The 21,394-nt window shown below is 55.9% G+C and carries 20 protein-coding genes and 1 other RNA gene; 5 read left to right on the top strand and 16 right to left on the bottom strand.

The window, feature by feature from the left end; all coding sequences use genetic code 11:
- Positions 1-23 precede the first annotated feature (23 nt).
- From gcvH to FHW04_RS12440, 6 genes are all read right to left on the bottom strand, one after another.
- Positions 24-410, bottom strand: coding sequence for a glycine cleavage system protein GcvH (gene gcvH / locus FHW04_RS12415; protein WP_031375752.1), 387 nt, complete (start codon positions 408-410; stop codon positions 24-26).
- 23 nt (positions 411-433) lie between these two features.
- Positions 434-1,531, bottom strand: coding sequence for a glycine cleavage system aminomethyltransferase GcvT (gene gcvT, locus FHW04_RS12420; RefSeq protein WP_089561214.1), 1,098 nt, complete (start codon positions 1,529-1,531; stop codon positions 434-436).
- Between the two features lie 437 nt (positions 1,532-1,968).
- Entirely contained in the window at positions 1,969-3,171 is a 1,203-nt protein-coding gene (gene ubiI / locus FHW04_RS12425) for an FAD-dependent 2-octaprenylphenol hydroxylase (protein WP_089561215.1), read from the bottom strand.
- A gap of 13 nt (positions 3,172-3,184) precedes the next feature.
- Positions 3,185-4,363 (bottom strand): 2-octaprenyl-6-methoxyphenyl hydroxylase, encoded by a 1,179-nt coding sequence (gene ubiH / locus FHW04_RS12430; RefSeq protein WP_089561216.1) that lies wholly within the window; start codon positions 4,361-4,363, stop codon positions 3,185-3,187.
- Positions 4,360-5,682, bottom strand: coding sequence for a Xaa-Pro aminopeptidase (pepP, locus tag FHW04_RS12435; RefSeq protein ID WP_031375756.1), 1,323 nt, complete (start codon positions 5,680-5,682; stop codon positions 4,360-4,362). Before pepP ends, ubiH begins: the two co-directional genes overlap by 4 nt.
- A gap of 59 nt (positions 5,683-5,741) precedes the next feature.
- Positions 5,742-6,320 (bottom strand): YecA family protein, encoded by a 579-nt coding sequence (locus FHW04_RS12440; RefSeq protein WP_031375757.1) that lies wholly within the window; start codon positions 6,318-6,320, stop codon positions 5,742-5,744.
- A 170-nt stretch (positions 6,321-6,490) separates the two neighbouring features.
- On the opposite strand from FHW04_RS12440, the gene zapA reads away from it, so the two are divergent.
- The 3 genes from zapA to FHW04_RS12455 all read left to right on the top strand — a co-directional run bounded on the left by zapA (position 6,491) and on the right by FHW04_RS12455 (position 7,748).
- Positions 6,491-6,820 carry a cell division protein ZapA gene (zapA, locus tag FHW04_RS12445; RefSeq protein WP_031375758.1) on the top strand — a complete coding sequence of 110 codons (330 nt, stop codon included), beginning with the start codon at positions 6,491-6,493 and terminating at the stop codon, positions 6,818-6,820.
- Between the two features lie 39 nt (positions 6,821-6,859).
- Positions 6,860-7,043, top strand: a non-coding RNA gene (gene ssrS, locus FHW04_RS12450) — 6S RNA.
- A gap of 99 nt (positions 7,044-7,142) precedes the next feature.
- Positions 7,143-7,748 carry a 5-formyltetrahydrofolate cyclo-ligase gene (locus tag FHW04_RS12455; RefSeq protein ID WP_069728854.1) on the top strand — a complete coding sequence of 202 codons (606 nt, stop codon included), beginning with the start codon at positions 7,143-7,145 and terminating at the stop codon, positions 7,746-7,748.
- A gap of 216 nt (positions 7,749-7,964) precedes the next feature.
- Here FHW04_RS12455 and serA read toward each other — a convergent pair whose 3' ends face one another.
- The gene (gene serA / locus FHW04_RS12460; protein ID WP_031375760.1) at positions 7,965-9,203 is read right to left on the bottom strand and encodes a phosphoglycerate dehydrogenase; all 1,239 of its coding nucleotides are present in this window, start codon (positions 9,201-9,203) and stop codon (positions 7,965-7,967) included.
- 279 nt (positions 9,204-9,482) lie between these two features.
- A complete protein-coding gene (gene rpiA, locus FHW04_RS12465; RefSeq protein WP_046289231.1) occupies positions 9,483-10,142 on the bottom strand; it encodes a ribose-5-phosphate isomerase RpiA in 660 nt (219 codons plus the stop codon).
- Positions 10,143-10,324: 182 nt separating this feature from the next.
- On the opposite strand from rpiA, the gene FHW04_RS12470 reads away from it, so the two are divergent.
- Positions 10,325-11,230 carry a LysR family transcriptional regulator ArgP gene (locus tag FHW04_RS12470; RefSeq protein WP_009087111.1) on the top strand — a complete coding sequence of 302 codons (906 nt, stop codon included), beginning with the start codon at positions 10,325-10,327 and terminating at the stop codon, positions 11,228-11,230.
- Between the two features lie 36 nt (positions 11,231-11,266).
- On the opposite strand, the gene FHW04_RS12475 is transcribed toward FHW04_RS12470, so the two are convergent.
- The 7 genes from FHW04_RS12475 to tkt form a co-directional block, all read right to left on the bottom strand.
- Positions 11,267-11,989, bottom strand: a complete 723-nt coding sequence (locus FHW04_RS12475) for an oxidative stress defense protein (protein WP_031375762.1) — start codon at positions 11,987-11,989, stop codon at positions 11,267-11,269.
- A 144-nt stretch (positions 11,990-12,133) separates the two neighbouring features.
- Positions 12,134-12,757 (bottom strand): arginine exporter ArgO, encoded by a 624-nt coding sequence (gene argO / locus FHW04_RS12480; protein ID WP_031375763.1) that lies wholly within the window; start codon positions 12,755-12,757, stop codon positions 12,134-12,136.
- A 127-nt stretch (positions 12,758-12,884) separates the two neighbouring features.
- On the bottom strand, positions 12,885-13,766 hold the full coding sequence (gene mscS, locus FHW04_RS12485; protein ID WP_069728852.1) for a small-conductance mechanosensitive channel MscS: 882 nt from the start codon (positions 13,764-13,766) through the stop codon (positions 12,885-12,887).
- 192 nt (positions 13,767-13,958) lie between these two features.
- The gene (gene fbaA / locus FHW04_RS12490; protein WP_031375765.1) at positions 13,959-15,038 is read right to left on the bottom strand and encodes a class II fructose-bisphosphate aldolase; all 1,080 of its coding nucleotides are present in this window, start codon (positions 15,036-15,038) and stop codon (positions 13,959-13,961) included.
- Positions 15,039-15,143: 105 nt separating this feature from the next.
- On the bottom strand, positions 15,144-16,307 hold the full coding sequence (pgk, locus tag FHW04_RS12495) for a phosphoglycerate kinase (RefSeq protein WP_031375766.1): 1,164 nt from the start codon (positions 16,305-16,307) through the stop codon (positions 15,144-15,146).
- Between the two features lie 51 nt (positions 16,308-16,358).
- A complete protein-coding gene (epd, locus tag FHW04_RS12500; protein ID WP_031375767.1) occupies positions 16,359-17,378 on the bottom strand; it encodes an erythrose-4-phosphate dehydrogenase in 1,020 nt (339 codons plus the stop codon).
- A 308-nt stretch (positions 17,379-17,686) separates the two neighbouring features.
- A complete protein-coding gene (gene tkt, locus FHW04_RS12505; RefSeq protein WP_069728851.1) occupies positions 17,687-19,681 on the bottom strand; it encodes a transketolase in 1,995 nt (664 codons plus the stop codon).
- Positions 19,682-19,952: 271 nt separating this feature from the next.
- On the opposite strand from tkt, the gene FHW04_RS12510 reads away from it, so the two are divergent.
- On the top strand, positions 19,953-20,708 hold the full coding sequence (locus FHW04_RS12510; protein ID WP_031375769.1) for a M48 family metallopeptidase: 756 nt from the start codon (positions 19,953-19,955) through the stop codon (positions 20,706-20,708).
- A gap of 59 nt (positions 20,709-20,767) precedes the next feature.
- Here the strand turns inward: FHW04_RS12510 and FHW04_RS12515 are convergent, their stop codons facing one another.
- Complete coding sequence (locus FHW04_RS12515; RefSeq protein ID WP_031375770.1) at positions 20,768-21,178, bottom strand: YidB family protein; 411 nt, start codon at positions 21,176-21,178, stop codon at positions 20,768-20,770.
- Positions 21,179-21,394: the final 216 nt, after the last annotated feature.

The raw sequence follows: 21,394 nt of genomic DNA on the forward strand, positions 1-21,394 counted from the left end.
CTCTGCGCGAGGCCGCCTGACGATTACTCGTCGATAGAGGCTTTGTAAGCATCCGCGTCCAGCAGCGTGTCAATTTCAGACTCGTCGCTGGCTTTGATTTTGAATAACCAGCCGCCGTCATAAGGTTCGCTGTTGACCTGCTCTGGCGAATCGGACAGAAGATCGTTAACCGCAACAATCTCACCGCTGATCGGTGCATAGATGTCGGAGGCCGCTTTGACTGATTCGGCGACTGCACACTCTTCACCAGCAGCAAAGGTTGCGCCGACTTCAGGCAGATCGACAAACACCATGTCACCCAGCAGTTCCTGCGCATGTTCGGTGATGCCTACGGTATAAGAACCATCTTCTTCTTTGCGCACCCACTCGTGGCTGTCGCGGTACTTCAACGTATTTGGCACATTGCTCATTGGCCATTTCTCCTGAATAAAATTTACTGGGCGACCGGTTTACCGGCGCGGACAAAAATCGGTCGGGTAACCTTTACCGGCATCTGGCGGTTACGGATCTCAACGATGGCGGTGTCGCCGATACTGGCTGGCACGCGTGCCAGGGCAATGCTGTAACCCAGAGTGGGCGAAAACGAACCGCTGGTGATGATCCCTTCCTGTGGCTCGCCCTGATCGTCGGTAAAGCGCACGGGCAAGCCGTTACGCAGCACGCCTTTTTCGGTCAGGATCAGCCCGACCAGTTTTTCGGTGCCGCGTTCACGCTGTAACGTCAGCGCTTCACGTCCGATGAAGGCCCGATCGGCCGGCTCCCAGCTCACCGTCCAGCCCATGTTGGCAGCCAGCGGTGAAACGCTTTCATCCATTTCCTGACCGTACAGGTTCATGCCGGCTTCCAGCCGCAGCGTGTCACGTGCACCGAGACCCGCAGGTTTTACTCCGGCGGCCAGCAACCGCTGCCAGAAATCGGCCGCCTCGTCTGCCGGTAACGCAATCTCATATCCCGCTTCGCCGGTGTAGCCGGTGGTGGCAATAAACAGCGCCTCCGCCTGTACGCCGAAGAACGGCTTCATCCCGGATACCGCCTGCCGTTGTGTCTTGCTGAACAGCGTCTGCGCTTTCTGCTGGGCCTGCGGCCCCTGTACGGCAATCAGCGCCAGATCGTCACGTTCGGTCAGCGTAATGCCGTAGCCCTGCGCATGTTCAGCGATCCAGGCGAGGTCTTTCTCCCGCGTTGCGGAATTCACCACCAGCCGGAAAAAGTCTTCGCTCATAAAGTAAACAATCAAATCATCAATGACGCCACCTGATGCATTCAGCATGCCGGTATAGAGCGCCTTGCCGGGCTGAGTCAGTTTTGCCACGTCATTTGCCAGCAGGTAGCGCAGAAATTCGCGGGTACGCGGGCCTTTCAGGTCAACAATGGTCATGTGGGAGACATCAAACATGCCGGCGTCATTACGCACCGCATGATGCTCATCCATCTGGGAGCCATAGTGCAGCGGCATCATCCAGCCATGAAAATCCACCATGCGAGCGCCGCAGGCCTGATGCTGTTCAAACAGAGGTGTTTGCTGAGTCATAACCATCCTGTGCAGAAGCGAGTGAGTACCAAAGCGCGCCGCAAACCCTGCCGACGCAAACGTTCTCTTTAGGCTGACGTTACCACCGAATCTGGCGATTAACCATAAGCAAACCGGGGTCGAAAGCTGATGCACAGCCTAACCAGGATTAATCACCGACAGGATAAAAAACTGCAATTTTGTGATTAATCACGCAATAAATGTAGGAAGGTTAAATAAACGCAGCAAATTTATGCGAGAAGCCGTTCAGGATGTTAAAAAAATGCGGTGTTCGCCGATGCACCGAATAAGAAAAAGTAATGCGAATTGAGCGGCAAAATTAGAATAAATCAAACGAGGGGCGATAGTGGTGCGGCGCTGCCTTGTGATGGTGCAGAGTGGGTTTCGGACAGAAAAAAAGCCAGCAAATGCTGGCTCGGGAGCGGGTCAGTGCGGGTTCAGCGTAGCCACGCCGGCAGGTCATTCAGGCCCATCGCCTGCTTCAGCATCAGCGGTTTAACGCCCGGCAGGCTGTCTGCCAGCTTCAGGCCGACATCGCGCAGCAGTTTTTTTGCCGGGTTGTTACCGGCAAACATCTCACGGAAGCCCTGCATGCCGGCCAGCATCAGCGCGGCGCTGTGCTTACGGCTGCGTTCGTAGCGGCGCAGATAGAGGTGCTGTCCGATATCTTTGCCTTGCTGATGCAGCCGGCGAATTTCACCGATCAGTTCAGCCGCGTCCATAAAGCCCAGGTTCACGCCCTGTCCTGCCAGCGGATGAATGGTGTGGGCCGCATCCCCGACCAGCGCCAGGCGGTGCGCGGCAAAATTTCGGGCATAGCGCGCCGTCAGAGGAAACGATTTGCGCTCGCTTTCCAGCTGGCACAGACCAAGCCGCATATCAAACGCCACCGACAGCTGCTGATTGAATAACGCTTCCGGCATACTTTCCAGCCGGCTCGCCTCCTGCGGTGACAGCGACCAGACAATCGAACTCAGATGCGGGTCCTGCATCGGCAGGAAAGCCAGAATACCGTCGCCATGGAACACCTGACGCGCTACCGCATCGTGCGGCATCCCGGTGCGGACGTTAGCGACCAGCGCGTGATGATCGTAATCCCAGAAAGTCAGCGGGATATCGGCTTTGTTACGCAGCCAGGAGTTGGCTCCGTCAGCCGCAATCATCAGACGCGCGGTTAACATATTGCCATCCTGCAGGGTAATAAAGGCTTCGTTATCGCCAAACGCCACCTGCTGCAGCTCGGCGGATGCCATCAGCGTCACGTCGCTGCAGGCGCTGGCGCGTTGCCACAGGGCGCGATGAATCACCGGATTTTCAATAATATGGCCCAAGTGAGACAGCCCCTGCTGCTGATCGTCAAAGGCGATGGTACCGAAACTGTCCTTATCCCACACTTCCATACCGTGATACGCACTGGCACGCAGCGAGAGAATGGTCGACCAGACATCCAGCTTCTGTAGCAGACGCTCACTGGCCGCATTGATAGCCGAGACGCGAATCGAGGGTGTATCACTCAGGCTGACTGGCGGCTCGGGAGATTTTTCCAGTACCGCGATGCGCAGTCCGCTGCCCTGCAGGCCACAAGCCACTGCCAGTCCGACCATACCGCCACCGGCAATCACCACATCAAAAGTTTGCATCAAAGCCTCTTTATTAACGCTTAACCCAGCCAAGCGTGCGCTCAGCCAGTTGATTTCGTAGCCACGGCAGATGATCCATCGCCAGCAGACCCAGATTACGCCCGATGACCAACGGCGTATGACGGTTGGCAAAGATACGCACTAAGCCGTCGGTAATACCGATGGTCGCGGCGCGATCCTGCTCGCGGCGCTGCTGATAATGTTGCAGTACCGCATAGCTGCCGGGGTCCTGTTGCTGTTGATGGGCTGACGCCAGCGTCTCGGCCAGCGACATTACGTCACGCAGGCCAAGGTTAAAGCCCTGTCCGGCAATCGGGTGCAGCGTCTGCGCCGCATTGCCGACCACCGCCACACGATGCATGACCGGCTGCACCGCCCGTTGCAGCGCCAGCGGGTAGTATTCCCGCTGACCGGCATGGGTAAATTTGCCCAGCCGCCAGCCAAACGCCCGCTGCAGTTCACTGAGGAATTCGGCTTCGCTCCAGCGCGTGAGCGCATCACGCTGTGACAGCGGATGGCACCACACCAGCGACAGGCGATGATCTGACATCGGCAACAGGGCCAGCGGACCGTGCTCGGTGAAGCGTTCAAACGCCTGCCCCTGATGTGGCAACGCCGTAGTGACGTTGGCAATCAACGCCAGCTGCTGATAGTCATCGGTTTGCCACTGAATGCCGCAGGAGGCGGCCAGCGCAGAGCGTGAGCCGTCTGCCGCCACCAGCAGATCGCCATTTAGCTGCTCGCCATTATCAAGCGTTACCGTTACCTGTTGCTCGCTGCGGCTGGCCTGAGTAACGCGAGCCGGACAGCGCAGAGTGACGCCCGGCGCTTTCTTCAGTTCAGTAAACAGACGCTGTCCGACATCAAACAGCTCTACCACCTGCCCCAGCGCCGGAATGTCGTAATCAGCTGCCGCCAGCGAAACAAAGCCCGCATGACCGCGATCGGAAACATGAATCCGGGTAATTGGCGTGGCGCAACCGGCAATGCGCTGCCACAGGTTGATATCGGCCAGTTGCTGGCAGGTGCCCGCCGCCAGCGCAATGGCGCGACCATCATAGCCGGGGTGTGCCCGGCTGGCGGGTTCGCTGCTTTCAATCAGCGTCACCGGCAACCGGCCCTGGGTCAGATGGGATATTGCCAGCGCCAGCGTCGCGCCGGTCATGCCGCCACCGGCAATCAGAATGCTCATGCTGTTTTTGCCGCCGCCATTAATGCTTCGATCGCTGCGGCATCCTTCACCACGCTGTCGGTAAGATTTTCATTGCCGGTTTCGGTGATCAGAATGTCATCTTCGATACGAATACCAATGCCGCGATATTCTGCCGGTACATCGGCATCCGGGCCGATGTAAAGCCCTGGCTCAATGGTCAGGACCATGCCTGGCTCAAGCACGCGATCGCGGCTGGGCGTGCCATAGTGACCGACATCATGCACATCTAACCCCAGCCAGTGGCTGAGGCCATGCATATAGAACTGACGATGGGCCTCTTCGGCAATCAGTGTGTCGACCTCCCCCTGCAGTACACCCAGCTCTACCAGACCGCTGACCATAATCTGCACCACTTCATCATTCACTTCGCGGATGCTGATCCCCGGACGGAACAGGCTGAGCGCGGTATACAACGATGTCAGTACGATGTCATAGAGTGCGCGCTGCGGGGCACTGAATTTGCCGTTAACCGGGAAGGTGCGGGTAATGTCACCGGCATAGCCGTGGAATTCGCAGCCAGCGTCGATCAGCACCAAATCGCCATCACGCAGTTCGCTTTCATTCTCGGTGTAGTGCAGGATGCAGCCGTTTTCACCGGCGCCAACGATGGTGTTGTAGGCGGGAAAGCGCGCCCCGTGGCGATTAAATTCGTGATGGATTTCGCCTTCGAGCTGATATTCAAACATCCCTGGGCGGCAGGCCTGCATCGCGCGGGTATGGGCCAGCGCGCTGATTTCGCCAGCACGGCGTAACAGCGCAATCTCATCCGCATCTTTGAACAGGCGCATCTCATGCACCCATGGACGCCAGTCTGTCACCGTGGCCGGTGCGCTAAGATTCTGGCGGAAACCGCGGCGCAGTTTATCCAGCGCGTTAAACACCAGCGTGTCAGCTTCCGCATATTCACCCTGCGCGTGGTAAACCACATCCAGACCGTTGAGCAGCAGGTGCAGTTGCTCGCCAATATCGTTCCACGGCAGGGCGCGATCGACACCCAACGTTGCCGGTGCCGCATCCTGACCCAGACGACGCCCGAACCAGACTTCTGCTGTCAGATCGCGCACCCGGTTAAACAGGACGCTATGGTTGTGCGTTTCATCACTTTTAATCAGCACCAGCAGCGCCTGCGGCTCGTTGAAGCCGGTGAAATACCAGAAGTCGCTGTTTTGACGGAATGAGTATTCAGTGTCGTTGCTGCGCGTCACTTCAGGCGCGGCAAACAGCAACGCGGCGCTGCCAGGAACCATTTTCGCTAACAGCGCCTGTCGACGCTGCTGGAATCTGTCCAGTGAAATCATCTCTGCACTCCCTGTAATCTGACCTGTTTAAACTGACCGGGTGACCCGTTATCGTAAGCTTAGTGTAGCGTCGGTTTCTGGACTTCTGGCGCGGTCGGCTGTGGACGGGTAAAGGTATCGTGGCACAGCAGCGCTGCAACACGGACATACTCAATCACCTCTTCCAGCGACTGCTCCAGCTCTTCCTGATCTTCATCTTCTTCGTAACCCAACTGGGCGATGGTGCGTAAATCATCAATCGCCTCACCGGTTTCGCCAGTGACTTTATCCAGTTTAGGCTGTGTCACGCCAAGGCCGAGCAGAAAATGATTCACCCAGCCGGCCAGCGCGTCGGCGCGATCGAATACCGTGATGTCATCATCGCTGGGTAACAGCAGCTGAAACAGGAATCCCTCATCTTCCAGGGTGGTGGCGATATTTTCATGCAGTGCCTGTAACGGCATCGACAGGCTTTGTGAAAACGCCATGCCTTCATTGGCCAGATCGTGCACCAGAGTCTTCCAGCTGGGGTCCTGATTGCCGCCGCACAGGATGCCGCTCAGCAAGCCATGCATTTCTGCGGGGGTCATTCCTACGCCCTGCTGTGAGAGCGCCGCCGCCAGCGCGTTGTAATCGGGGGTTGCGTTCTGTAAGGACATAAGTTTTCATCGTCGTTGGCAGAATAAGTTCGTGTTATGCTACCACTAGCTGCCTCAAGGTTTCCAGAAAAGGGGTTGTAACTTATTTCGCGGGTCTATATAGTTGCCCGCCTCCCAAGCCATTGACTGCTAAGGGAGTTGCGGGCGAAGTAATCAGTCAGGAAGGTGGCATGTCTGCACAACCGGTAGATTTACAAATTTTTGGTCGTTCGTTGAGAGTGAATTGTCCGCCTGAACAGCAAGATGCGCTGAATGCAGCGGCTGAAGATCTCAATCAACGGTTGCAAGATCTAAAAGTTCGCACTAGAGTCACCAATACAGAACAACTGGTGTTCATCGCCGCGTTAAACGTCTGCCACGAGCTGGCGCAAGAGAAAGTGAAAACGCGCGATTATGCTGCTAATATGGAACAGCGTATCCGTATGTTGCAGCAGACGATTGAACAGGCACTGGTTGAGCAAGGTCGCATCTCTGAGCGTGAGGGTGCGAAGTTCGAATAAAACTTCATGGTTGCTATAATCAGGTAACGGTGAGGTAAATTTTCTCTGAGATGTTTGCATGTGGGCCAGTCCCCTGAGCCGATATTTCGAAAAAACAGAATGTGACGCTCTGTAACCTGTGTGCATGCTCGGTTCGTCCGAGAAGCCTGATGGTTACGACGGCATGTTCACCTTGAACCAAGGGTTCAAGGGTTACAGCCTACGGCGGCATCTCGGAGATCTCTCTTCTGTAGTTCCCAGCGCGTCCTCTTGTGGTCCCGGTATTTTTCCCCAACTGTCATGTTATAGTTGCTTCAACAGCGACTTATCCGGCGGGGAAACCATGTCTGACTCTTCTCAGCTCCAGCTTCAAGGCCAGCGCCAGGCGATTCGCCAGCACGTCCGTCATCTGCGGCACGCACTGACCGATGAGCAGCAGGAACAGGCGGCAGAGCAACTCGCTGAACACGCCCTCAATTACGCCCCGATCACTGCCGCACAAAACGTTGCACTATTTCTGTCGGTCGATGGCGAACTCAACACCCGCCCGCTGATTGCCCGACTGTGGCAGCAGAAAAAGCAGGTCTTCCTGCCGGTTTTACACCCTTTCTCGCCCGGCAACTTACTGTTTCTGCGCTACTCAACCGAAACCCAACTGGTGCGCAATAAGCTGCGCATTCCCGAGCCGCCGCTGGACATCCGGCAGTTGATTACCCTGGATCAGCTTGATGTGATGATGGTGCCGCTGGTGGCTTTCGACCAGTATGGACAGCGGCTGGGGATGGGTGGCGGTTTTTACGATCGCACCCTGCAAAACTGGCGGCAGCACGGTTTCCTGCCGGTGGGCCTGGCGCACGACTGTCAGCGCGTCGATAGCCTGCCGGTGGCCGACTGGGATGTGCCTTTGCCAGCAATAATGACGCCGTCAAAACTCTGGCAGTGGGAGTAGACGTTTGGAATGAAGGAGGCGCGATGAAGCGCCTGATATTTCTGGCAAGGTCTGTCTGATGAGTGGTGAGATCGGGCCAGCGCAGGGAACACGGCCAGATCGGAAAGACGCAAAAGCTGCCATCCATGACACGCCGGCCCGCGCGATTACGCACCTCATCCCTGAGGTGCGCCCGTAGCCGGGCCAACGCGTTGCGTTACCTGCGGTGCAGTTTGCTTAGTAAAGCAGGCGGGCGCGGATGGTGCCCGGAATCGCTTTCATCAGCTGTAACGCTTTGTCAGCCAGCTCTGGCTCAGCATCGATATCAATCACCACGTAGCCCATAAATGGCGATGTCTGCAGATACTGCGCCGCAATGTTGATGCCCTGCTCAGCAAAAATCTGGTTGATCGCCGTCAGCACGCCAGGACGGTTTTCATGGATGTGCAGCAGACGGCTGGCGCTGACGCCATGCATCGGCAGTGACACTTCCGGGAAGTTAACCGCTGACAGCGTGGAGCCGTTATCGGAGTATTTCGCCAGCTTACCGGCCACTTCAATACCGATATTCTCCTGCGCTTCTTCCGTCGATCCGCCAATGTGCGGCGTCAGGATCACGTTATCAAACTCACTAAGCGGCGAGATGAACGGATCGCTGTTAGTCGCAGGCTCAACCGGGAAGACGTCGATCGCGGCGCCGCCAACCTGTTTACTGGCCAGCGCCTCGCACAGCGCCGGAATATCCACCACCGTACCGCGTGAGGCGTTAATCAGCAGTGCGCCAGGCTTCATCTGCGCCAGCTGCTCAGCACCGATCATATTCTGGGTGGAGACCGTCTCCGGCACGTGCAGGCTGACCACATCGCTCATGTTAAGCAGATCCGCCATATGGCGTACCTGAGTCGCATTACCCAGCGGCAGTTTGTTTTCGATATCGTAGAAGAAAACGTGCATCCCCAGGCTTTCAGCCAGCACGCCCAGCTGCATGCCGATATGGCCGTAACCGATGATGCCCAGCTTTTTGCCACGCGCTTCAAACGAGCCTTTGGCATTCTTGTTCCAGATACCGCGGTGGGCTTTGGCATTGGCTTCCGGGATGCCGCGCAGCATCAGCAGCATTTCGCCAATCACCAGTTCCGCCACCGAGCGGGTGTTGGAGAACGGGGCGTTAAACACCGGGATACCACGGCTGGCAGCAGCCTGCAGATCAACCTGGTTAGTCCCGATGCAGAAACAGCCGACCGCGACCAGCTTCTCAGCTGCGGCAAAGATCTCTTCGGTGAGTTGGGAGCGGGAACGGATACCAATAAAGTGTGCATCACGGATCGATGCTTTTAACGCGTCGGAGTCCAGCGCGCCCTTGTGGAATTCGATGTTGGTGTAGCCTGCAGCCCGCAGGTTTTCCACCGCGCTCTGATGGACACCTTCCACCAGCAGGAACTTAATCTTGTCTTTTTCCAGTGATACCTTTGCCATTTCCCGACCCTATTCAGAATTCATTGAGGACTGCCATAAGCCAGCCTTCTGTCAAAATATCAAAAAATACGCGTCCGGCAATACAAACGATTGCCTGCCCGACAGCACGGCAAGGCTCAGCAACAGCACATTGCCGTACAAAATCGTGATGTCTGCGATGAAGGGAGAACGAACCCGCTGTGGATGACGCTAATGTGACATAAGTCACCAAATTTCACCCTGGCGAGAAAAGATGTTTTGCGGGCAGAAATAACCGGCGCCGTAATGACGCCGGACAGATCATTTTTTGATGGTTTTAACCCCGTCAGGCCCGCCAATCAGTGCGATATCGGCACCCCGAGCGGCAAAAAGACCGACGGTGACCACGCCGGGCAAGGCGTTGATGGTTTTTTCCAGCGCAATAGGATCGAGAATGCGCAGATTATGCACGTCGAGAATAATGTTGCCGTTATCGGTGACCACGTTCTGACGGTATTCCGGTAATCCTCCGAGTTTAACCAGCTGACGCGCCACATAGCTGCGCGCCATCGGGATCACTTCAACCGGCAGCGGAAAACGGCCCAGCACGTCGACCTCTTTGGAGGCGTCAGCAATGCAGATAAAGGTTTCAGCCACCGCGGCGACGATTTTCTCACGCGTCAGCGCGGCTCCCCCGCCTTTGATCATCTGCATCTGCGGATTGATCTCATCGGCACCGTCGACGTAAACCGACAGAATGTCGATCTCATTCAGATCGAACACCTGAATCCCCAGGCTTTTCAGCTTCTGGGTTGAGGCGTCGGAACTGGAGACCGCGCCCTCAATCTGATGCCTGACCGTCGCGAGCGCATCAATAAAGTGGGCCGCGGTCGATCCGGTGCCAACGCCGACAACCGTACCAGGCTGCACATAATCGAGTGCAGCCCAGCCTACGGCTTTTTTCAGTTCATCCTGGGTCATGGTATGTTTAAAACCTGTGCGACAACGAAGTGCGCGTAGTATAAAACAAGGCTGACTGAAAATGCTCGGGTGACAGACGCGGATTTATCGCTTTGGAAGCCAGACCACAAAAAACACGCGGTCGCTCACAGGTGACACTTTTGTGGCATAGTAACGTCCACCCTGAAGGAGAGAAAATAACAATGAAACGCCCGGATTATCGTACGCTTCAGGCGCTGGATTCAGTGATTCGTGAACGCGGTTTCGAACGCGCCGCACAGAAATTATGTATCACGCAGTCGGCGGTTTCACAGCGTATCAAGCAGCTGGAGAATCTGTTTGGTCAGCCACTGCTGGTGCGTACCGTCCCGCCTCGCCCGACCGAACAGGGCCAGAAACTGCTGGCGCTGTTGCATCAGGTAGAGCTGCTGGAAGAGGAGTGGCTGGGCGATGAAAACAGCGGTACTACACCGCTGCTGTTGTCGCTGGCGGTCAACGCCGACAGTCTGGCAACCTGGCTGCTGCCTGCGCTGAAAGATGTGCTGGCCGACTCACCGGTACGGCTGAATTTGCAGGTAGAAGATGAAACCCGTACCCAGGAGCGTTTACGCCGTGGTGAAGTGGTCGGTGCCGTGAGTATTCAGCCCCAGCCGTTACCGAGTTGCCTGGTGGATCAACTGGGTGCGCTCGACTATCTGTTCGTCGCATCACGTGACTTTGCCGACCGCTTCTTCCCGAACGGCGTCACCCGTTCTGCCCTGCTGAAAGCGCCTGCCGTGGCGTTTGACCATCTGGATGATATGCATCAGGCGTTTCTGCAGCAAAACTTCGATCTGTCGCCGGGCAGCGTGCCCTGCCATATCGTCAATTCATCGGAAGCTTTTGTGCAGATGGCGCGACAGGGTTCGACCTGCTGTATGATCCCGCACTTGCAGATTGAGCGCGAGCTGGCGAGCGGTGAGCTGATTGATTTGACGCCCGGCCTCTATCAGCGCCGGATGCTCTACTGGCATCGCTTCGCGCCGGAGAGCCGTCTGATGCGGCGGGTGACCGATGCGCTGATCGCGCACGGACATCGCGTGCTGCGTCAGGATGACGTCGCCGCGTAACCACAAAAGAAAACGGGGCGCAGGCCCCGTTTTTCATTATGGCGTGTTCGGTTTGATCTCGAACACCACATCGACCTGATCGTCAAAGTTGATGCTTTGCTGATCGTAGGTTTCCTGAGCCGACGTATCGGCAGCAGCGGCGGCCTTATACATACGGTTCATCGGCATCGGCTGGTAGTTGGCGACCTGATAGCGAATGCTGTAGATCGAGCCCAGCTGGGCGTTGAAACCGGCTGCCAGCTCTGAAGCTTGCTGAGTAGCATTTTTGATTGCCGCTTTGCGGGCCTGCTGCTTATAACTCTCCGGATTGGCCACGCCTAACTCAACGCTGCGAACCTCATTCAGGCCGGACTTCAGCGCGCCATCCAGCAGATCGTTGAGTTTGTCCAGCTGACGCAGAGTCACCTGCACCTGACGCACGGCACGATAGCCTTTCAGTACCGATTTACCCTCTTTGGTGTAATCGTATTCTGGCTGGGTACTCAGGTTAGCAGCATCGATATCTTTCTTCTCAATGCCATTTTTCTGCAGAAAATCGAAATACTGCGCAACCCGGCTATCGGCCTGCTTTTTCGCATCGGCGGCATCTTTTGATGACACGTTAACCACGATGGATAAGGTAGCGATGTCCGGACGGGCATCGACCGTGGCCTTACCCGAGGTCACGACGTGCGGCCCATTCGGCAACTCATCAGCTTGTACGCCGGGCAGTGCCCCTGCGCTCATTATTGCGGCCAAAGCCAATGCTTTCAGTTTCATGAAAGTCCTCCTTGAAAAGGTCAATATGACGGCTTCCAACCGGCGAAGCCCAAAAGCGCATCGGTATGCGCCATGCTTTGAGTGGTCATTATGGCAAAAGTTCGCCCTCAGCGCGGCAATTACCGCAGCCTGTTCGGGTGAAGTTTAAAAACCGGCGAGTCCCTGACGCGCCAGTTGCAGGGCAATAAACCACATCACCACCCCGACCAGCAGGTTAATAATGCGCTGTGCTCTGGCGGTGCGCAGCCGTGGTGATAGCCAGGCGGCCAGCAGCGCCAGGCCAAAAAACCACAGGATAGAGGCGCTGATGGTGCCCATGGCGAACCACTGGCGGGCGGTCGTGGTGGGTAGCTGACCGCCCAGACTTCCCAGTACCACGAAGGTATCGAGATAGACGTGCGGATTCAGCCAGGTCACTGCCAGCAGCGTGGCGATAATCCGCGCCCTTCCCTGCTTCAGCGGCTGGCCGTCGGCTAAATCAACGCTGCCGCTAAAAGCAGTACGCAGCGCGCCCCAGCCATACCACAGCAGAAAAGCCACCCCGGCCCAGGTGATCAGCATCAACAGCAATGGCGACTGGTTCAGCAAGGCGCTGCCGCCGAAGATACCACCGCAGATCAGCACAATATCGCTCAGTGCGCACAGTGAGGCGGTCATCAAATGATACTGGCGTTTTACGCCCTGATTCATCACGAACGCGTTTTGAGGCCCCAGCGGCAGGATGAGCGCAGCACCAAGAGCAAGCCCTTGAAAATAGAGAGTCAGCACCGGATTAAGTCCCGAGAAAGTTAAGATGGGACGCAGTATAAAGAGGCTGGATGATTAGCGGAAATAGAAAGAATTAATCTGTGATTAGACAAATTAATGGGCGACGGTGGCCGCCCATTGAGAGAGATTACTGTGGCTGAGCCGGAGATGACACTGCGTCAGACGGTGTTTGCTGATGCAGATGCACATCCAGCTGCGGATAAGGAATGCCGATCTCTTTGGCATCCAGCGCCCGCTTGAAGTTCTTCAGCAGGTCCCAGTAGACGTTCTGCAGATCGCCGCTGTTGCTCCAGCAACGCACCACAAAGTTCATTGAAGAGGCAGCCAGCTCGTTCAGGCCAATCTGAATGCCCATCTCTTTCAGCACCCGGCTATCGGCTTCAACTACCTGCTGCAGTAATGCGATCACCTCATCAACATCCGCATCGTAAGCAACGCCAATGATGAACTCATTACGGCGGATCGGTTCACGAGAGAAGTTGACGATGTTCCCACTGATAATCTTGCCGTTCGGCACCACCACCACTTTGCCATCGGCCGTTTTCAGGGTGGTTGAGAAGATCTGCACCTGCTGTACCGTGCCCATTACGCCGCCCAGATCGACGAACTCGCCGGTGCGGAACGGACGGAAAGTCACCAGCAATACGCCGGCTGCCAGGTTAGAGAGCGATCCCTGCAGCGCCAGACCAACGGCCAGACCCGCCGCACCCAGTACCGCAATCACCGAAGCGGTCTGGACCCCAATCCGTCCCAATGCCGCGATAATGGTGAAGGCAATCACCCCGTAGCGGACCAGCGCAGAGAGAAAGTCAGCCACGGTGGCATCAATGTGTCGTGCGCGCAGCAGACGGTTTACGGTGTTAGAAATGATGCGGGCGATGATCATCCCGACGATAATGATGGCGATAGCCGCCACAATATTAACGGCATAGCTTAGGATCAGCGCCTGATTGCGCACCAGCCAGCTGCCTGCGTTCGTTAAGCCATCGACGACGTGTAAATCTTCCATTAATAAGCCCTGTAATTGGATTCCCGCCGGGAATAAACAAAAACTGCCAGATGTAATCCGACACCCCGTGATCTAGGGTAATCAATTATTGTTTGAAGCGCCAAACAGCGGGTCGTTTAACCGCAATTTTCTGCCGCAGATGCATAAAAAAAGGCCCTTTCGGGCCTTTTTTGTACGCTAACTCACTGACTATTACAGTACGTCGACAGCGTTAAGCTCTTTGAAAGCCTGCTCCAGACGGACCACCATAGAGGCCTGGGCTGAACGCAGCCAGACGCGTGGGTCGTAGTATTTTTTGTTCGGCTTGTCAGCGCCTTCCGGGTTACCCAGCTGCGACTGCAGATAGCCTTCGTTCTTTTTGTAATACTGCAGGATGCCGTCCCAGGTCGCCCATTGGGTATCGGTATCGATGTTCATCTTGATCACGCCGTAGCTGATAGACTCTTCGATTTCTGCAGCAGAAGAACCTGAACCACCGTGGAAAACGAAGTCCAGCGCGTTGTGCGGCAGACCGTGTTTTTCACACACGTATTTCTGCGAATCACGCAGAATGGTTGGGGTCAGTTTCACGTTGCCTGGCTTGTAAACGCCGTGCACGTTACCGAATGATGCCGCGATGGTGAAGCGCGGGCTGATGGCATTCAGTTTTTCGTAGGCGTAGTTAACATCTTCTGGCTGGGTGTAAAGTGCAGACGCGTCCATGTGGCTGTTGTCGACGCCATCTTCTTCACCACCGGTGCAGCCCAGTTCGATTTCCAGCGTCATGTCGATTTTCGCCATGCGCGCCAGGTACTTGCTGCTGATTTCGATGTTTTCTTCCAGTGATTCTTCAGACAGGTCGATCATGTGAGAAGAGAACAGTGGCTTACCGGTTTTCTTGAAGTGCTCTTCGCCTGCGTCCAGCAGACCGTCGATCCACGGCAGCAGTTTCTTGGCACAGTGGTCAGTATGCAGGATAACCGGCACGCCGTACTGTTCTGCCATCAGGTGCACGTGGTGTGCGCCAGCGATAGCACCGAAAATGGCCGCGCCCTGTGGTTTGTCAGTCTTGAAACCTTTACCGGCGATAAACGCGGCACCGCCGTTAGAGAACTGGATGATGATCGGCGCTTTCACTTTCGCCGCTGCTTCCAGTGCCGCATTGATTGAGTCGCTACCGACGCAGTTTACCGCTGGCAGTGCGAATTTGTTCTCTTTCGCAACTTTGAAGATCTTCTGTACGTCATCACCAGTGACAACGCCGGGTTTTACGAAATCAAAAATTTTAGACATGATTGTGTCCTGTTTCGTGACCGTTGATCCCCTGTGGGGACCTCGATTTAAACGCCCTGACGGGCAAGACTTCAGGCGATGCCACCCGGCATCGCCCCCAAAGGATTACTGCTTCGCACGCTCTTCCAGCATGGCAACGGCTGGCAGTTTTTTGCCTTCCACGAACTCGAGGAACGCGCCGCCGCCGGTCGAGATGTAGGAAATTTTATCTTCGATACCGAACAGGTCGATGGCCGCTAAGGTGTCACCGCCGCCTGCGACAGAGAACGCTTCGCTGTCGGCAATCGCGTTCGCCACGATTTCGGTGCCTTTACGGAAGTTCGGGAACTCAAAGACGCCAACCGGACCGTTCCACAGGATGGTTTTTGCCTCCTTCAGAATGGCGGCCATTGCCTGAGCGGTTTCATCACCGAAGTCCATAATCTCTTCGTTATCCGCCACTTCCGAAACCTTTTTCACGGTTGCCGGGGCAGTTTCAGAGAATTCCGTGCCAACGCGTGAATCGGTTGGAACCGGGATGCCGTACTGGTCACGCAGGCCTTTAGCCGCTTCAACGAAGTCTGGCTCATACAGCGATTTACCGACGTTGTTGTCGATAGCCACGAAGGTGTTAGCGATACCGCCACCGACGATGACGGTGTCAGCAATTTTCACCAGCGACTGCAGTACGTCGAATTTAGTCGACACTTTAGAACCGCCCACTACAGCGACCAGCGGACGCTCCGGGTTGCTCATCACTTTACCCAGTGCTTCCAGTTCTGCAGACAGCAGCGGACCGGCACAGGCGATTGGGGCAAATTTGCCGACGCCGTGGGTAGAAGCCTGCGCACGGTGTGCGGTACCGAACGCATCCATCACGAACACGTCGCACAGGGCTGCGTATTTTTTAGACAGTGCTTCGTCATCTTTCTTTTCGCCTTTGTTAAAGCGAACGTTTTCCAGCACCACCAGTTCGCCAGCGCCGACTTCAACGCCGTCGAGGTAATCTTTTGCCAGGGTCACATTGGTGCCGCTCAGCTTCTCTTTCAGGTAGTTAACTACCGGCAGCAGCGAGAACTCTTCAGTGTATTCACCTTCGGTCGGACGACCCAGGTGAGAGGTAACCATCACTTTCGCGCCCTGTTTCAACGCCGCTTCGATGGTAGGCAGAGAAGCACGGATACGTGCATCTGACGTCACTTTCCCTTCTTTCACTGGTACGTTGAGATCGGCGCGGATCAGAACGCGTTTGCCAGCAAGATCCAGATCGGTCATCTTAATTACAGACATGGTGAACCCTCTCGTTGATTCTCATAAGTTTTGCCAGGCGCAAACCGCGCCCTACCTGAAACCGCTTGCGGCCATTGCTAACGTCGTGTCGAGCATTCGGTTAGCAAAGCCCCATTCGTTATCACACCAGACCAGGGTCTTGATCAGGTGTTGACCACTGACCCGCGTTTGGGTGCCGTCCACAATGGCACTGTGCGGATCATGGTTAAAATCGACTGAGACTAACGGTAATTCCGTATAGTCAACTATACCACGAAATGCCCCTTCTGCCGCGCTTTGCAACAAGGCGTTAACTTCGCACGCCCTGACCGACTGGCGTACAGAAACGCTGAGATCAATCGCCGTCACGTTAATCGTTGGCACGCGCACGGCAATCGCCTCAAAGCGATCGTTGAATTTCGGAAAAATACGGGTAATGCCGGCCGCCAGACGGGTATCCACCGGAATGATCGATTGGCTGGCAGCCCGGGTACGACGCAGATCGCTGTGATAGGCATCGATCACCTGCTGATCGTGCATCGCTGAATGGATGGTAGTCACGGTGCCGGACTCAATGCCAAACGCGTCATCCAGCAGTTTGATCACCGGAATAATGCAGTTGGTGGTGCAGGAGGCGTTCGAGACGATGCAGTCAGTCGCTTTCAGCCACTGCTGGTTGACGCCATACACCACCGTGGCATCGAGATCGTTGCCGCCCGGATGCGAGAACAGCACTTTTTTCGCGCCCGCCTGCAGATGCGCTTCGCCATCGGCGCGCGAACCGTAGACACCAGTACAATCCAGCACCACGTCGACGTCGAGTTCGCGCCACGGCAGATCGGCAATCTCAGCACGGTGTAAAATGCGCAGGGTATCGCCGCCGACCCACATCACGTCGCGTTCCTGCCGCACATCAAAGGCAAAACGGCCGTGGCTGGTGTCATATTTCAGCAGATGCGCCATACCGGTCGCTTCGGCCAGCTCATTGATGGCAACGACGGTGATCTCAGCACGACGGCCGGTTTCATACAGCGCACGCAATACGTTGCGTCCAATACGGCCAAAACCATTTATTGCTACCCGTATGGTCATCTCTCTCCTGCCACGTCAGACGGAAAAAACGTGCCGTTAGCCTGAGCGCTTCGCTGTAGTTTGTACAGGAGATTCTTACCCGGCATTGTCTGAAACCGGGGCGATCTGCCCGGCAACTGAAACGGTTCAGCCACAATAAAGGATGGGAGGAATAACAGGAATGATTGTGATCAATCGGACTGCGTATATTTGGATCTGTGTCACAAAACGACGCAAAAGATAGTTATTACTACAGGAATAAAAACGAAAGGGACGCCTGAGGCATCCCCTGATTTGAATCAGGCGGGTGTGAACCCGCCTGACTGATGTTACGCCAGCAGCGCTTTCGCTTTGGCGACAACGTTATCGACGGTGAAGCCGAACATTTCGAACAGCTGATCGGCCGGTGCTGATTCGCCGAAGCTGGTCATGCCGACGATAGCGCCGTTCAGACCGGTATATTTGAACCAGTAATCAGCGATACCCGCTTCGATAGCTACGCGTGCGCTGACCGCTTTCGGCAGCACAGATTCACGGTAAGCATCGCTCTGCTTGTCGAACGCATCGGTTGATGGCATAGAGACCACGCGCACCTGACGACCTTCGCTGGTGAGTTTATCCCAGGCACCGACCGCCAGTTCAACTTCTGAACCGGTAGCGATCAGGATCAGTTCAGGCGTCGCGTCGCAATCTTTCAGTACGTAGCCACCGCGCGCCACGTTAGCCAGTTGCTCAGTGCTGCGCTCCTGCTGCGCCAGATTCTGACGCGAGAAGATCAGCGCTGTCGGGCCATCTTTACGCTCAATGGCATATTTCCATGCCACCGCCGATTCAACCTGGTCACACGGACGCCACAGGCTCATGTTCGGCGTGGTGCGCAGGCTGGCCATCTGCTCTACCGGCTGGTGAGTCGGGCCATCTTCGCCCAGACCGATTGAGTCGTGGGTGTAAACCATGATCTGACGGATCTTCATCAGTGCCGCCATACGCGCCGCGTTACGCGCATATTCAACGAACATCAGGAAAGTAGCGGTGTACGGCAGGAAACCGCCGTGCAGTGCCAGACCGTTAGCAATCGCGGTCATACCGAATTCACGCACGCCGTAGTGGATGTAGTTACCCGCGGCGTCTTCGTTGATCGGCTTAGAGCCAGACCAGATAGTCAGGTTGCTTGGCGCCAGATCGGCTGATCCACCCAGATATTCTGGCAGGATTTTACCAAAGGCTTCGATGGCATTCTGTGACGCTTTACGGCTGGCGATTTTAGCCGGGTTAGCCTGCAGTTGTTCGATAAACTTCTGCGACTCCTGCTGCCAGTTAGCCGGCAGCTCATTGCTGACGCGACGTTTGAACTCGGCAGCCAGCTCAGGGTGTGCCTGAGCGTAAGCGGCGAATTTCTTATCCCAGGCCGCTTCTTTTGCCTGGCCCGCTTCTTTAGCGTCCCACTCGGCGTAGATATCAGAGGGAATAACGAAAGGAGCATGTTCCCAGCCCAGCTGTTTGCGGGTCAGTGCCACTTCATCATCGCCCAGCGGGGCACCGTGCGAGTCATGGGTGCCCGCTTTGTTCGGTGAACCGAAACCAATAACGGTTTTGCACATCAGCAGCGACGGCTTATCGCTGACGCTTTTCGCTTCGTCGATCGCTTTAGCAATCGCATCAGCATCATGACCATCTACACCACGCACCACGTGCCAGCCGTAGGCTTCAAAGCGTTTTGCCGTGTCATCAGTGAACCAGCCATCAATATGACCGTCGATAGAGATACCGTTGTCATCATAAAACGCCACCAGTTTGCCCAGTTTAAGGGTACCGGCCAGTGAGCAGACTTCGTGTGAAATACCTTCCATCATGCAGCCATCACCCATGAAGACATAGGTATTGTGGTCTACGATGTCATGGCCCGGACGGTTGAACTGTGCCGCCAGCGTGCGCTCAGCAATGGCGAAACCGACCGCGTTAGCGATGCCCTGCCCCAGCGGACCGGTGGTAGTTTCAACGCCTGCGGTGTAGCCATATTCTGGATGACCTGGAGTTTTTGAGTGCAGCTGACGGAAGTTTTCCAGCTCGCTGATCGGCAGATCGTAGCCGGTGAGGTGCAGCAGGCTATAAATCAGCATGGAGCCGTGACCGTTGGAGAGCACGAAGCGGTCGCGGTCGGCCCACAGCGGATTAGTTGGGTTGTGATTCAGGTAGCCGCGCCACAGAACTTCAGCGATGTCCGCCATGCCCATCGGGGCACCCGGATGTCCCGATTTAGCTTTCTGTACTGCATCCATACTTAACGCGCGAATGGCGTTGGCAAGCTCTTTACGAGAGGGCATTTTCTACTCCAGGTCGGATTAATGCTTCGCGCCTTAACTTATTGTTATTAATCAGTTATCGGGCAAAACAAGGAAAAAGTTGCAGATCAATGTACATGAAAAACATGGCAAAAGTACATGCTGTAAAACGCTAAATGTGCCCGCTTCGTCTGGCTTTTCCGGCGATGTCTGCTAGCAAAGCGCTGAGTGGCGCGCTATAACCGAAGGGTTTAATCACCTGGCAGTGTTTCAGGTGTTTGTTTTTCTTACCTTGTTATGAATGGGATACGGAATGAAAATCCAAAAAACGGTAGTAGCTCTTGGGCTGGCAACGCTGCTGAGTGGCTGTCAGGGTTTAGATAATAACGCGTTGATGCAGTCGGGCGCCCAGGCCTATCAGGCCTACACCCTGAGCGATGATCAGGTGAAGCAGCTGAGCGATCAATCCTGTGAGCAGATGGACAAAGAGAATCAGGTTGCACCCGCCAACAGTGAATATCAGCAGCGTCTGAATAAAATTGCCGCCGCGCTGGGCGATAACATCAATGGCGTGCCGGCTAACTACAAGGTTTATCAGACCAAAGACGTTAACGCCTGGGCGATGGCCAATGGCTGTATTCGCGTCTATAGCGGCCTGATGGATATGATGGATGATAATGAAGTGGAAGGCGTGCTGGGCCATGAGATGGGCCACGTGGCGCTGGGCCATACCCGCAAAGCGATGCAGCTGGCGTATGCCACCACCGCCGCCCGCACGGCTGCGGCCTCTGTCGGTGGTGTGATCGGTTCGCTGTCGCAGTCGCAGCTCGGCGAACTGGGCGAAAAACTGGTCAATGCTCAGTTCTCACAGACGCAGGAAAGCCAGGCTGATGATTACTCTTATGATCTGATGAAGAAGCGCAACATCGATCCAATGGGTCTGGCGACCAGTTTCGAGAAGCTGGCAAAACTTGAGCAGGGACGCCAGAGCTCGATGTTTGATTCGCACCCGGCGTCTGAGGCGCGCGCCCAGCACATCCGCGAGCGCATTGCAGCAGACAGCAAATAATCTTCACCTGCGGAGCGCGTACCCGGTGCGCGCTTTCGCCCGCTGAGTCAGGCAGATCGCTAACGCTTGAATATCTGATCCACCATCGAGCCTAAATCCAGCTTATTGTCGTGCAGCGCCTGCTCATCCATCCGTCCCTGCGGCGACATTTTATCGATCAACTGTGGCAGCAGCGCCGCCAGCGTGCCCGATGCGCCTTTGACGTCGGTGCCAAGCTTATCCGCCAGTGACTGCAGTTCCTCCTGACCAAAGGCCGACTGAATCTCGCTGTGGCCCACCGGATGATTATCGCCGGTGCCGATCCACGAGCTGAATATCTCGCCTAATCCCCCCTGCTGGAACTTATGCAGCAGTACCTCAATACCGCCCTGCTCCTGCACCCAGTGCCAGACCGCCTGCAACTGCCCGGGCGGGTGCCCTTCACTCTGACCGCCGTCCAGTGCGCCTGCCAGTTCATCAAGAAAGCCCATGATCATCTCCACTCTGCGATTTTTACGCTGTAAGTTTAGTTGCAGATAGCGGTTCGCGCCTGGCGGACCTGAAGGGGATCATCGGGGTTTAAAGCGGGGGATGGTGCAGAGGGCGTGACGTGTGGTGACGATCAAAGCGGCGTCCACCCGACAGGCAGAACGCCGCTTTCAGTGCTGACAAGCTGGCCGGGCTTACGCAGTCCGGCCAGCGTGGCG

The organism is Pantoea sp. AN62, assembly GCF_050432985.1.
Lineage (GTDB): Bacteria > Pseudomonadota > Gammaproteobacteria > Enterobacterales > Enterobacteriaceae > Pantoea > Pantoea brenneri.